Annotated in this window: 10 protein-coding genes; 6 read left to right on the forward strand and 4 right to left on the reverse strand. The window is 51.4% G+C overall.

Going from position 1 to position 13,371, the window contains the following annotated elements; genetic code table 11:
* Nucleotides 1–170 precede the first annotated feature (170 nt).
* The 3 genes from ETHHA_RS03780 to ETHHA_RS03790 are packed head-to-tail and all read right to left on the reverse strand — an operon-like array spanning nt 171 to nt 3,279.
* A complete protein-coding gene (locus ETHHA_RS03780; protein ID WP_013484683.1) occupies nt 171–1,061 on the reverse strand; it encodes a carbohydrate ABC transporter permease in 891 nt (296 codons plus the stop codon).
* Entirely contained in the window at nt 1,061–1,924 is an 864-nt protein-coding gene (locus ETHHA_RS03785; RefSeq protein WP_013484684.1) for a carbohydrate ABC transporter permease, read from the reverse strand. Before ETHHA_RS03785 ends, ETHHA_RS03780 begins: the two co-directional genes overlap by 1 nt.
* A gap of 50 nt (nt 1,925–1,974) precedes the next feature.
* Nucleotides 1,975–3,279: an ABC transporter substrate-binding protein gene (locus ETHHA_RS03790; protein WP_013484685.1), complete on the reverse strand. Its 1,305-nt coding sequence runs from the start codon at nt 3,277–3,279 to the stop codon at nt 1,975–1,977.
* Nucleotides 3,280–3,751: 472 nt separating this feature from the next.
* Between ETHHA_RS03790 and ETHHA_RS03795 the strand changes: the two genes are divergently transcribed.
* From ETHHA_RS03795 to ETHHA_RS03815, 4 genes are all read left to right on the forward strand, one after another.
* Entirely contained in the window at nt 3,752–4,807 is a 1,056-nt protein-coding gene (locus ETHHA_RS03795; protein WP_013484686.1) for a substrate-binding domain-containing protein, read from the forward strand.
* 54 nt (nt 4,808–4,861) lie between these two features.
* Complete coding sequence (locus ETHHA_RS03800) at nt 4,862–6,532, forward strand: glycoside hydrolase family 13 protein (RefSeq protein WP_013484687.1); 1,671 nt, start codon at nt 4,862–4,864, stop codon at nt 6,530–6,532.
* Between the two features lie 11 nt (nt 6,533–6,543).
* Nucleotides 6,544–8,217 carry a glycoside hydrolase family 13 protein gene (locus ETHHA_RS03805; RefSeq protein ID WP_013484688.1) on the forward strand — a complete coding sequence of 558 codons (1,674 nt, stop codon included), beginning with the start codon at nt 6,544–6,546 and terminating at the stop codon, nt 8,215–8,217.
* A gap of 284 nt (nt 8,218–8,501) precedes the next feature.
* Nucleotides 8,502–9,323, forward strand: a complete 822-nt coding sequence (locus ETHHA_RS03815; protein WP_013484689.1) for a DUF624 domain-containing protein — start codon at nt 8,502–8,504, stop codon at nt 9,321–9,323.
* Between the two features lie 341 nt (nt 9,324–9,664).
* Here ETHHA_RS03815 and ETHHA_RS03820 read toward each other — a convergent pair whose 3' ends face one another.
* Complete coding sequence (locus tag ETHHA_RS03820) at nt 9,665–10,663, reverse strand: LacI family DNA-binding transcriptional regulator (RefSeq protein ID WP_013484690.1); 999 nt, start codon at nt 10,661–10,663, stop codon at nt 9,665–9,667.
* A 467-nt stretch (nt 10,664–11,130) separates the two neighbouring features.
* Here ETHHA_RS03820 and ETHHA_RS03825 point away from each other — a divergent pair, with 467 nt between their 5' ends.
* Both ETHHA_RS03825 and ETHHA_RS03830 read left to right on the forward strand, forming a co-directional pair.
* Nucleotides 11,131–12,450, forward strand: coding sequence for an ABC transporter substrate-binding protein (locus tag ETHHA_RS03825; RefSeq protein ID WP_013484691.1), 1,320 nt, complete (start codon nt 11,131–11,133; stop codon nt 12,448–12,450).
* A 56-nt stretch (nt 12,451–12,506) separates the two neighbouring features.
* Nucleotides 12,507–13,370, forward strand: coding sequence for a carbohydrate ABC transporter permease (locus ETHHA_RS03830; RefSeq protein WP_013484692.1), 864 nt, complete (start codon nt 12,507–12,509; stop codon nt 13,368–13,370).
* The last annotated feature ends 1 nt before the right edge of the window (nt 13,371 follow it).

The following is a 13,371-nucleotide window of genomic DNA, read 5'->3' on the forward strand; positions in this document are numbered from 1 at the left end:
ACATATAAAAATGCATTCTGTTTTTTGTTTTGCGAAAGATGTGAAGCCTGCCGGCAGGACGGAGGGCATCTTGTTCAAAAAAGAAAACGGCATAGCCGTAACTATGCCGTTTTCAAGAAAAGGAAGGTGCCGGTTTCAAACAAAAAATCGCTGGACACTGCGGTTTTCAGTTATTTGATGCTGCCGGCCGTGACTGCTTTGATGATGTATTTCTGGGCGAAGAGATAGAACACGATGACGGGGATGATGCACATGACCAGCGCCGCCAGCGCCATATCCCACTGCTTGGTGAACTGGCCGAAAAAGAAGAAGGTCTGCAGGGGGATGGTCATGGTGCCCGGATTGTTGATGGTCAAAGACGGCAGCAGGTAGTCGTTCCAGATCCATACCACGTCGAGCACGGCGATGGTAAAGGTGGCGGGCTTGAGCAATGGGAAGATGATGTACCAGAAAGTCTGGAGGGTATTGCAGCCGTCCATCATCGCGGCCTCGTCCAGTTCCTTGGGAATGCTCTTGACAAAGCCCGAAAAGATGAACACGCCCATGGAAGCGCCGAACCCGAGGTAAACAAAGATCAGGCCGGGGATGTTGAGCAGGTTCAGCTGCCCCATCTCGCGCATCAGCGGAAGCATGATGGCCTGAAACGGGATGATCATGGAAGCAACGAACACCAGATAGAGCACCTGACTGACTTTGGTCTTGGTACGCGTAATCATCCATGCGGCCATCGAGGTGAACACGATGATAATGCCAACGCTGCAAAGCGTGATAACCAGTGAGTTGCGCAGCGCCGACAGAAAATTCATGGCGTCGAGTGCGCGGGAGTAGTTGTTCCACTGGGGGATGGCGGGGAGTGCCAGTGTGTTTGTGAAAATCTCCTTGCGGGTCTTGAATGAGTTGACTATGAGGATGTAGAACGGGGACAGGAACAGGATCGCCAGAAAAATCTTGACTACGAGAGAGATGACTTTGAGGAAAGCGCTTCCTGCCTGGCTCGAGCCGGATGAGCGTGCAACGGGCGCGGGTTTCAGGGGTATTTTATTTGCTTCAATCGTTTGCATCACGCCTCAATCTCCTTCCTCGATGTCAGATAAACCTGCGTGATGCCAATCAGGGCCACCACAATGAAGAAGATGACCGCTTTGGCCTGCGCCTGCCCCATCTGATTGTAAGAAAATGCTGTTTTGTAAATGTTCATGGCGAGCATGGTGGTGGAGTTGGACGGCCCGCCGTTGGTGAGCGAAAGGTTCTGGTCATAGAGCTTGAACGAGTTGGAGAGGGTTAAAAACAGGCAGATGGTGAACGCGGGCCGGATGAGCGGCATGGTGATGAACCAGGTGCGCTGGAACGAGTTGGCGCCGTCGATTTTGGCGGCTTCGATGATCTCGGGCGACACGCTCTGGATGGAGGAGATGTAGATGAGCATGTAATACCCTGCCATCTGCCAGATGGTGAGGATGATGAGACCTGCCATGCCGGTTTTCTGATCCGAGAGCCATCCGGTCAGCCACGCCTGATGTGTGAATGTGCCCACGTTTTGGAACACCTGCATGAAGATGAACAGCCAGATAAAGCCGAGGATCAGTCCGCCGATGAGATTGGGCATGAAGAAAATAGTGCGCAGAAACCGGCTGATGCGGGATTCTCTTGTGGACAGCATCGCCAGAAGGAAACCGAATACATTGAGGAGAATAACGGCCACAATTGTGTATTCGATGGTGAAGATGAAGGCGTTCCCGAAATCTTTGTCCTTGAAAATGGCCAGATAGTTTGTCAAGCCATTAAAGGAAACATTTGCCGACACGCCGTTCCAGTTGGTGAATGAGTAGAGAATACCCATGATGAACGGGATGATCTGGGCAATTGCGAACGTGATGAGTACGGGCGCCAGGAACGCCCAATAGGTTATGCGTTTTTTGACCATGACGTTTCCCCCTCTTTTTGAGCCGTCAGTGCGCTGCCACGGGCACGCGGTTACTGGCGCAGGCTCGACCAGTTGTTTTTGGTATTGGTCACGAACTGATCCCAAGAGAGTTGACCGGCGATGTATTTACTGATGTCGGCGCCGACTTTATCCGTGTAACCGCTGGGATAATCGTTGAAGACCCACGAAATGGTATTGCCGGCGCTCGCGTATTTCTCGATATCCTGGCTGAGCGGGTCGAGATTGCTCACGAGGCTGGCGGAATAGTTCTTGAAGGGCGGGATGAATCCGAAGTTGTTCACGATCATCTTTTTGCCTTCATCGGACTGATAGAGCCAGTTGAGGAACTTCTTGCAGGCTGCGATGGTATCCGCATCTTTGTCTTTGTTGATGGCCCAGTAAGCCGCGACGCCCACTGGAATTTTGCCGGTGATGGTGCCTGCACTGCTTTCCACCGGGATGGGGATGATGCCGACGTTTTTGGCCAGGTCGGGATCAATGCCTTTGATCGTCGGGATGACCCAGTTGCCCTGCTGGATAACGGCCACTTTGCCCAGTGCAAAGAGCTGTTCCACCTGTGTCGTGTAATCGATGCTGTTGATGGAAGAAGCGCTGCCGTTGGGCTTGTAGGAATATTTGATGTTCAGATCTACATATTTTTTGAAGCCGTCGCTATAATTGAAGGCCAATGTTTTGGAATTGTATGCCGCCTCGTCGTCTTTGAATTCCGGCGCGACGAACGGGTTCATGCCGTGGTTGGCCGTCACCCAGGTTTCCTTGGCCGCCCAGGCGGTCACGGCGGTCAGGCCGAGTTTGGATTTCTGGGAATCCAGCGTGGCGTATGCCTGCTCGATCGCGTCCATCGTGGTGAGCTTGCTGGCGTCGATGCCCGCTTTCTGGAAAACGGTCTTATTGTAAAGCAGGCCGTAGCCTTCCAGATCGAACGGCATGCCATAGACTTTTCCGTCCAGTGTCGCGCCGCCTAAGGTTCCGGACACAGCCTGCGACACCCAGGACTCATTGGAAAGATCAACGTCTTTGTCTTTCCAGGTGTGTGTATCTGTCTGCCCGAAGATATTATAGATGGCCGGTTCCTGCCCGGATGAGAACTTGGTTTTCAGAGTGCCGGCATAGTCGCCGCCGCCGCCGACGGTCTGTTCGTTGATGGTCACGTTCGGATTTTCTTTCTCATACTGGGCGATGGCTTTGTCCAGCGCGCTCTTCGTTTCCACCTTGAACTGATAGATGTCGATGGTCACTTTTTTACCGCTTGTGGTGCCGCTGCTGCACCCGGCAAATGTGCCCACCATCAGGGCTGCCGCAAGACCGAGAGCTGCCAATTTGCTTTTTTTCATAGAAACCCTTCTCCTTTCGAGTCGGCAAAGCGTATGTAAACGTTTACTTAACGCATACAGCTTATTTACCGATCGTTCCAAAAACTACTTTTGCGTGAGTAAGACGGGGAACCATATCCCATGAAGCAAATTTAATAAAAACCGCCGTATGTAAACGTTTACTGTAAACGATTATACTTGCTATTTTGTGAAATGTCAATAACAAATTTTAAAATATTGCGAATAATATATTTATTTTGTGCGTTTTGTATGGCGGATATATAGTGGAAAGGGCTTTGGCAAGGGAAAAAACCACGCGGAAATCGCTGCTGAACAAGGAAGGCAAGCGATTCGTGCTCATTAAACAAAAAAATAATAGATATGCAAACGAAAATGTAAAAGTGGCTGAAAAACAGAGTTGACTTCCCAAACAAACAGTGTATAATTGCAAATGTAAACGTTTACTTTTGACTGGATTGTGGGTGAGACAAAGATGACAGAGAACGCAACGATCAGAGATGTGGCCAGAGAGGCTGGCGTTTCCATTGCAACGGTTTCCCGCGTACTCAACAATCTGGGCGGCTACACAGAGGCCACCGAAAAAGCGGTATTGCAAGCGATTCAAACGTTGAACTATCATCAGAACACCCTTGCGCGCAGTTTAAAGACACAGCGCTCCAACCTTTTAGGATTCCTGCTGCCGGTGGCGGTGACCACCTCGCTCGACCGCATCCTGTATGCATTTGAAAAAGAGGCGGCCGAGTCGGGTTATCAGGTGCTTGTCTGCCACTCCGCAGAAACCGTTGAGGATATCGTCAAACACATCAATATGCTCGCCCGTTTCCAGATTGACGGATTTGTTTTTTGCGGGCACCAGCCCCGGGAAGCTTTGGGGGAGACGCTTCACAACAAAAGCGCTCCTTGTGTGCTCATCAACAGCTATCAGAACGACGACAGTATCCCGTGCATCCGTGTGGATGATTACGCTGCTGCCTATGCTTCGGTCGAATATCTCTATCGCAAAGGACACCGGCGCTTTGCTTTGCTGGTTGGCCCGGCCGATGATGCCACCGCCGGGCATGCGCGGCTTTGCGGCTATCGGCAGGCGATTGCCGACCACGGTCTGACACTGGATGACGACCTGGTTTTTTACGGTGATTTCAGTTATCACGGCACACTGGAAACAGCGGGCAGGCTTGTGCGGCAGGCGGACCGGTTCACGGCGGTGGCGGCCGCATCCGACGATATGGCACTGGCGGTGCTGTCGCAGGCGCATGTGCAAGGAATTGCGGTGCCGGGCAACTTCTCGATCATCGGGTATGACAACGTGGTCACATCCGAAATGGGCATTCCCCCGCTGACCACGCTCGCGCAGTCTTTTGAGGAGATGGGGCGGCAGGCGGTGGAGATGCTGCTTGAGCAGATACGCACCAGCCAAAAGCCGCCGAGCCGCCTGATCCCGTTTGACATCGTTGAGCGAGGCTCGGTCCGGGAACTGTTGGAACAGGGCGGGGGAGCCATTGCTTTGGGCGGCCCGATCACGGGATAATGCGGCAGCATCGCTTTTCGGCAATTTGTCTTTTATGAAAACGAGGTGTAAACAATGGAAAAAGCATGGTGGAAAGAAGCCGTTGTCTATCAAATTTATCCGCGCAGCTTTCAGGATTCCAACGGAGATGGTATCGGTGATCTGCCGGGCATCACCAGCCATTTGGGTTATATCCGGGAACTGGGTGCGGATGTGGTGTGGCTTTGCCCCATCTACCAGTCCCCAAACGACGACAACGGGTATGACATCAGCGATTACCGTTCCATTATGAGTGAATTTGGCACCATGGCCGATTTTGACGAGCTGTTGAAAGCAGCGCACAACCTCGGTTTGAAGATCGTGATGGATCTGGTGGTCAACCATACTTCGGATGAGCATGCCTGGTTTGCGGAAAGCCGCAAGTCCAAAGACAACACCTACAGTGATTATTACATCTGGCGAGACGGAAAAGATGGCAAAGAGCCCAACAACTGGGGCAGCTATTTTTCCGGTTCCGCCTGGCAGTATGACGAGGGACGCGGACAGTATTACCTGCACTTTTTTTCCCCAAAGCAACCGGATCTCAACTGGGATAATCCGGCGGTGCGCGGCTCCGTTTTTGATATGATGACGTGGTGGCTCCAAAAGGGAATCGACGGATTCCGCATGGATGTCATCAGCATGATCTCCAAGCAGCCGGGCCTGCTGGACGGCGAGGTCGCGCCGGGCGCTTTGTATGGGGACGGCAACGTCTTCACCAACAACGGTCCGCATGTGCACGAATACCTGCGCGAAATGAACCGGAAGGTTCTCTCGCAGTTTGATATCATGACCGTCGGGGAGACCCCGGGCGTGACGGTGGAGGAAGCCAAAAAATACGCCGGGCTGCACACCGGAGAACTGAATATGGTGTTCCAGTTCGAACATGTGGATCATCAAGGCCCGTACGGCAAATGGAACGATGATCCGCTGGACCTGCCCAAGCTCAAGGATATCCTGTTCCGGTGGCAGACCGGGTTGGACGGCGTGGCCTGGAACAGCCTGTTTTGGGATAACCATGACCAACCCCGCGCGGTTTCCCGTTTCGGCAACGACAGCAAAGAGTGGCGGGAACGCTCGGCCAAAATGATCGCAACCGCTCTCCACATGCTGCAGGGCACGCCGTATGTTTATCAGGGAGAGGAACTGGGCATGACCAACGTGCCGTTCCGGACGCTGGAGGAATACCGCGATATCGAAACACGGAATGCCTACGACGAGTTGGTGCATAAGCGTGGGCTGTCCCACGAGCAGATGATGCGTTTTCTGCACCGCATCAGCCGCGATAACGCCCGCACTCCCATGCAGTGGGACGACGGTGCGAATGCCGGTTTCACCTCCGGAACGCCGTGGATCGGCGTCAACCCGAATTACACCGAGATCAACGCCAAGGCGCAGGTGGGCGACCCGGATTCCGTCTTTTCGTATTATCAGGAACTGATTGCGCTGCGGCACAGCCATGAGATCATTGTCTATGGCTCGGTTGAGCCGTGGCTGGAACAGGATGAACATATTTTTGCCTATCGGCGCATCCTGCGTGATGAAACTCTGCTGGTTCTTTGCAACTTTTCCGACCAGATGCTCACCGTGCCGCTGCCGGATGGCTGTGCCGACACGCCCGCGCAGCTTATCGGCAACTATGACGACGCGGCTCCGACCGCCGCGTTGCGCCCGTATGAAGCAAGAGTCTACTTATACAAACAATGAGGGATATCGCTATGCAGAGCAAATGGTGGCAAGGTTTGATCGCTTATCAGATCTATCCCAAAAGTTTTCTGGACACCAACGGCGACGGGGTGGGCGACCTCCCCGGCATTTTGCAGAAGCTGGACTATATTGCCTCGCTGGGCGTGAATGTCCTCTGGCTCAGTCCGGTCTTTCAGTCTCCCATGGTGGACAACGGGTATGACATCTCCGACTACCGTAAGACCGATCCGCTTTTTGGAACGAACGAGGATATGGACCGCCTGATCGCGGAGGCGGACAAACGGGGCATCAAAATCCTGATGGATCTTGTGGTCAACCATACCTCGGATCAGCACCCATGGTTCCAGGAAGCGATCCGCGATCCGGGCAGCAAATACGCCGATTATTACATTTTTGAGGAAACAGAGGACGGAAACCCGCCCAACAATTTGCGCGCGTATTTTTCCACTCCGGCCTGGACGCGCGTGCCCGGCACGAACCGCTGGTATTTCCATGCCTTTGCCGCCGAACAGCCCGACCTTAACTGGGAAAACCCCGCTTTGCGCGCGGAGATCGCCGATATGGTCAACTGGTGGCTGGACAAAGGCCTTGGCGGGTTTCGTATTGATGCTATCAGCAACATTAAAAAATCCCCGCTGGTGCGTGCTCATCGGCTGTTTGAAGCGGATGCTCCCGACGGCACGGCGTTTATAAGGGACTGGGTCGTCAACCAGCCCGGCATCACGGACTTTTTGAGTGAACTGGCGGATCATACCTTTCGTCCGCACGACAGCATGACGGTGGCGGAAGCGGATGTCCCTCCCGATTTGCTCAAGGCGTTTATCGGGCCGGACGGATTTTTCTCCATGACGTTTGATTTTACCTATGCGGATATCGATGAACGTGGTCTGCCGCCGTTTTCCAAACCTGTTTTCACGCTGGATGACCTGCGCGCCGCTCTGTTCAAAAGCCAGATGCACACACAGGATGTCGGGGGATGGGCGGCGCCTTTTCTGGAGAACCACGACCAGCCGCGTTCACTGAACAAATACATCCCGGCGGAAGACATCGGTTATGCCAGTGCGACCATGCTGGCCACGCTGCTTCTGACATTGCGCGGCACGCCGTTTATCTATCAGGGAGAAGAACTGGGGATGACCAACTGCCCCATGGAGCTTGGGGAGTATGACGATCTGGCTGTCTCCAACCAATACGAGGATGGACTGCGGAGAGGGCATGCACATGAATGGATGCTCGAATATTTTAACCGCAGAAGCCGCGACAACAGCCGCACGCCCTTTCAGTGGAATGATGGGCCAAACGCGGGCTTCACCACCGGCAGCCCCTGGCTGAAAGTCAATCCCAATTATGTTGCGGTCAACGAAGAGCAACAGGCGGGCGACCCGCATTCGATCCTCAGCGATTATCAGCGACTGATCGGCCTGCGCAGGCGGTCTTCCGTATCCGACCTCCTCACCTACGGGACGTTTGAACCGGTGGAGTGCGGCGGAACCATCATTGCGTACCGCCGCGCGCTGAAAGGGCGTTCGGTGCTGGTTCTGCTCAACTTCGGCAGCTCCCGCACGGATTTCAATCTTTCAGGCTGTGAAGGGCTTGTATTTACCAATCTGGAGGGTACGGCCCGCAAAGGCCATATGCTGGAACTCCTGCCGTATCAGGCTGTCCTGCTCACGGAAACGGAATAAACGTATCCACATCCGGTATAAAAAACGCATGAGCCGCTTCCGGCGCCCACATAAGTGCATGATGTGAGGATTCACGTTTTCTGTGCCGGGCAATATGCATCCGCCAACACCGCCGGCAAAATGGAATCAATGTCCCTTGGCCGCATGGATAAAAAGGTGTCTTACAAAAAGCGTAGGGCACCTTTTGCTGACGAACCGGATCTGCCGCTGCCGGTGGTTTTGCTTTTTAAACTGGTATATAATAAAGTGGTGTGAAATCGCTTTCGGGACAGGAGGCAATCTCTTTGAGTTTTTTTAATATGCGCTATGACAGACCGGGCCCCGGCGTAAGCAAAGACGAAAAGCCCAAATCGGCGCCCGGCCGCTTTTTGGAAATCTACACGCGGAAATTTTGGTACCTGGTTAGGCTCAACCTGCTGTATGCGGTTTTCTGCATCCTTTTCTGCATTCCACTCGTTTTTGCTGTCTCGGCGCATATCGTCGGCAGTTGGCTCTTTTATCTTTGCACGCTTCCGATTATATTCACCGGACCGTTCACGGCAGGTTTTGTCTATGAACTGCGGGATTTTGCTCGCGAAAGGCCCTCTTTTATCTGGGGGGATTTCAAAGACGCTGCGCGGCAAAACTGGAAACAGGCACTGGCGGCATCAGCGATCGCTGTAGTCGGATTCGACTGCTTGGGGGTGCTGCTTCAATTTTATTCCGCTCTTTTGGGTACACAGCGTATCGCTTATTTTCTGTTGGCATTCCTGTGTTTTGGCGGCCTGTTGTTCCTGTTCATGCAATATTATGTTTTCCTGATCATCGTTACGTTTGAGATGAGGCTCAAAGACGTTTACCGCAATGCCCTGATTTTTGCATTTGCCGGCATCGGGCGGAATGTTCTGGTTACCGTTCTAAGCGCGGTTATCCTGTTTGTAACCTGCATCCTGGTGCCGCCGCTGCTGGTCTTGTTTCCGTTTATTACAGCCGGCACCATTGGTTTGCTGGTCAATTTTACGGTATGGCCGCTGGTGAAAAAACACATGATTGATCCGCACGCCGGACAACCGTCCGCTCCGGCCGCGGAAGAGCCCATTTTTAAAGACCCGGACCCAAAACGCTGAAGCGGACAGGCCGCCCGGCAACCGCTTTCCATTTGTTCGGCGGCATGAGATGCTGAAAATGAATGCGACGCGGCTTTTATGCTAAAGGGGGTTCTGAGAGCGGAGTAGGGATGCGGATAAGGCAAGCGGGTTCTCTTGAATATTGTTTTTTGCGGTTCCTTTCTGATTGATTGAACATGCGGTTTTCAGCATGCCAAAACGTCGCCATCCAAAATGGATGGCGACGTTTTGGCATCAAGAAGCTGAATGAGGAGCATCGGACGGACGCATCATTCAGCCCCCAGCCGTAGGTGTATAGAATTGCGGTTGGGGCGCTTTTGGATTTGGCGGGATGTTTTCCTTTATATGTTTTGTATGCTTTTGCGGTATACTGGCGTACCGTTGAGCAGAATGGTTTCCTGTGGCATATTAGGGTTTGCCAATCGTTCTTGAAGCAACTTCAGCGCCGTTTGGCACATAAACGGTATATCAATGTGGAATGTTGTCAGAGGCGGGGAAACATATTTACTTACGATTACATCGTCAATACTAAAAAAGCTGACCCTTTGGGGAATGGCAATCCCTTTTTCATGGAATGCCTGCAACGTTCCCACCGCCAGTGGATCGCTGGCCACACAGAAAGCGGTGGGCAGGTCGCCACTGCTTTCTTCGATGGCATTCAGGGCGCACTGATAGCCACCGGACACAGATCCCGTGGCCGAACGAAAAATATACTTTTCGTTTAGAATCCCCAGTTCTTCCATATATTCGCGGAAGGCATTTTCCCGGATATCCAAGGTTTCAACACGTTTTTGCTGTCCATAATCGTGCCCGCAGATCAGGCCGATTTTGCGATGCCCTTGTGCGAGAAAATGATCAATCATCTGGCGAATCATCAAAGATAAATTTGGGCGCACCGAATCAAAAAAAATATCGTTTGAAGCAGTATCTATGATAACGCCCAACCGCGAAATGGACGTTATTTTCTCAAACTCCTGTTTTTCAAACCGACCGACGATCAAAAAGGCATCTGTTTCGGGATCAATGGCGCCGATGCCCTCTTCTTTGTCGTAACGCCGCATGGAAATGTTGTAATCCTGGAATTTCGTTTCCAGCTCCATGCGTATCTGCTTATAGTATATGTCCTCCAGTTCTTCATTTTCCGTCAACCAATACAGCAGAGCGACGCGATGGGTCACGGAAGCGGGCGCTCTTTTTTTATAAGCCAATTTTTCAGCGGTCTGAAAAATATGCATACGTGTATTTGCACTCACGGTAAACTCGGGATCGTTATTAAGCACCCTTGAAACCGTTGTTGTGGAGACCCCTACGATTTTTGCTATGTCTTTTATAGTTGCCATGTGATTCAGTCCCATCTGTTGGTATATGTCACGTAATACGTAAGAAATAATCAAAAATAAGGTTTCTATTATTATAATACATTGTGATGAATTTAACTATACATTTTCCTGATATTTTATTAATCATTGTGATAAAAATTACGCATGAATCATAAAAAGATAAGTAACACGCCAAGCCTATGGCCTGAAGAAAATATACTATATGTCTATTTTTTTATTATAATACAAAACGATCATCTGCATAATAAGACAACTACGCTAAATTAGTTAAAATATTTTTAAAAAAACTATTGAAAAAAGATAAATATCTGGTATACTCTAGTTGCACAGAACCAGCAATACATTAACTAAATTTAGTAAAACTCAAGCCGCCATACCAAGAACACTCTGGAAACGCTCCAGCATTACAACAAAGTGCACGAGATTCAAGAGAAGTATTTTTAAACGACTGACTGGAGGAAAATATCATGGTAAAAAGTGGATTAAAAAGAATTTGTGGGTCGGCGGTGGCGCTGTCAATCCTGTGCGGGGTTGTGCTGAGCGGCTGCTCCAACAGCACGGCGGGCAGCACCTCGGGCGCGAGTTCTTCGGGCAAACTTTCGGGCACCATTTCCGTTGCGGGATGGAATGACGCGGCTGATGCGCTGTCGGCCGAGGCAAAGGCGTTTATGGCCGAAAATCCGGGTACGACGGTCAATGTTCAGAAGGTGGACGGCAACTACACCAAACTGTATACCGAGCTGGCCGCCGGTTCCGGCGTTCCGGATGTCGTGCAGATGCAGAACCGCGACGTGCAGAGCTTCGTCAACAAATACCCCGACGCATGGGCGGACGTGAGCGATATGATGAAGTCGGAAGAGAGCAACTTTGATTCTTATGTGCTCAATTTGACCAAAATAAAAGGGAAATACTACGCGGTGCCGTGGGATCTGGGACCGTGTGCGCTTTATTACCGCAAAGACATTTTCCAGCAGGCGGGTGTGGACCCAAGCAGCATCAAAACCTATGACGATTACATCGCTGCGGGCAAAAAGATTGTGCAGGCGACCGACGGCAAAACCAAACTGCTCGGCTTTGACTACAGCGGCTCCACCTCAAACGATATGCTTCTCCTCCTTTTGAATCAGTTGGGCGGCCAGTTTTATGACAGCAAAGGCAAAGTCAAGCTGGATTCGGACGAAATGGTGAAAGCAATGAACCTCTGCAAGCAGTTTATTTCGGAAGGCGTGTCCATCAACCTTTCCAATGAGTGGAACGACCGCATCACGGCTACGGAAAACAATCAGATCGCCACAATCCCCTATGCGGTTTGGTATGCGGGCACACTGGAAAGCTCCAATAGCGACCAGAGCGGCAAGTGGGGCATCATCCCGCTGCCGGCGTTCACTGCGGGCGGCAACACGCAGGCCAACGAAGGCGGATCGGCGCTGGCAATTTCGTCTAAAACGAGCAACGCTGCCCTGGCAAAAGCGTTCGTTAAGTTTTCGCTGATGAGCAGCGAAGGAAACAAGATCAACCTTGACGCGGGTAAACTCTTTACCTCGTACAAAAAATCATATAGCGACCCCGAATATAAGGAAGTTGATTCGTACTTCGGTGTTTCCGTGGGCGCGACTTTTGCCGGCCTTTCCGATAAGATTCCGAGCGTGACCTATGGCCCGTATTTTACAGATGTGAACAATGCCCTCAAAACGGCGGTCGGTTCGATCCTTCTGAAAAGCGGAGATGTCTCCAAGACACTGAGCGATGCTACTGCTTCCGCGCAAAAAGCCGTCGATAACGAATAAGCTAACGCTTCATATTCTTTTGAATCGCCAAAACATAGTGTAAGGAGGTGCTCCGCATGGGTTATACACTAAGGAAGAAACTATCACCTCTTATTTTCGTCGGGCCGTTTCTTGCTCTGTTCGCTATCTTTATGTTGTACCCGATTATATACTCTGTCGTACTGAGCTTCAGCAAATACCGTGCAGGAGACATTGTTTTTGTAGGGCTCAAAAATTATACGTATCTGTTGACCGAGCCGTTGTTTTATAAGTCCCTGCTCAACAATTTTATTATTCTGCTGATACAAGTGCCGATTATGATCCTGCTTGCGCTGGTGTTTGGCAACCTGCTGAATTCCGCGCTGATTCGCGGCAAAGGGTTCTTCCGCATGTTCACCTTTATGCCGGTTTTAATCGACGCCGTAAGCTACTCCATCATTTTTTCTCTGTTTTTTAATGAAAACAATGGCCTTGTCAACAATGTCCTCGGCGTATTCGGTGTCAGCCCGCACCACTGGTTTTCCAACGGCCCTCTTGCCATGATGGTCATTATTCTGGCGCTTACCTGGCGGTGGACCGGCTATAACAGCATCATTATTCTTTCCGGCCTGCAAAACATCTCAGCCGATCTTTACGAAGCGGCGGACATCGACGGGGCGAACTCGGTCGTGAAATTTTTCCGGATCACCATTCCGCAGCTCAAGCCGGTGATCATGTTCTGTGTCTTCAACTCCATCAACGGTACGCTTCAGCTTTTCACAGAGCCGCAACTGCTGACGCAGGGCGGCCCGGCAAATGCCACCCTTACCTCGGTCCTTTATCTGTATCAGATCGGGTTTAAAAACTTCAACTTTGGCGTTGCATCGGCCGGCTCCTACATCCTTGCTATTATCATAGCAATCATGACGCTCATCCAATTCCGTGTAACGAAGGAGGATTAAA

The organism is Ethanoligenens harbinense YUAN-3, from assembly GCF_000178115.2.
GTDB classification, from domain to species: Bacteria; Bacillota; Clostridia; order Oscillospirales; family Ethanoligenentaceae; genus Ethanoligenens; species Ethanoligenens harbinense.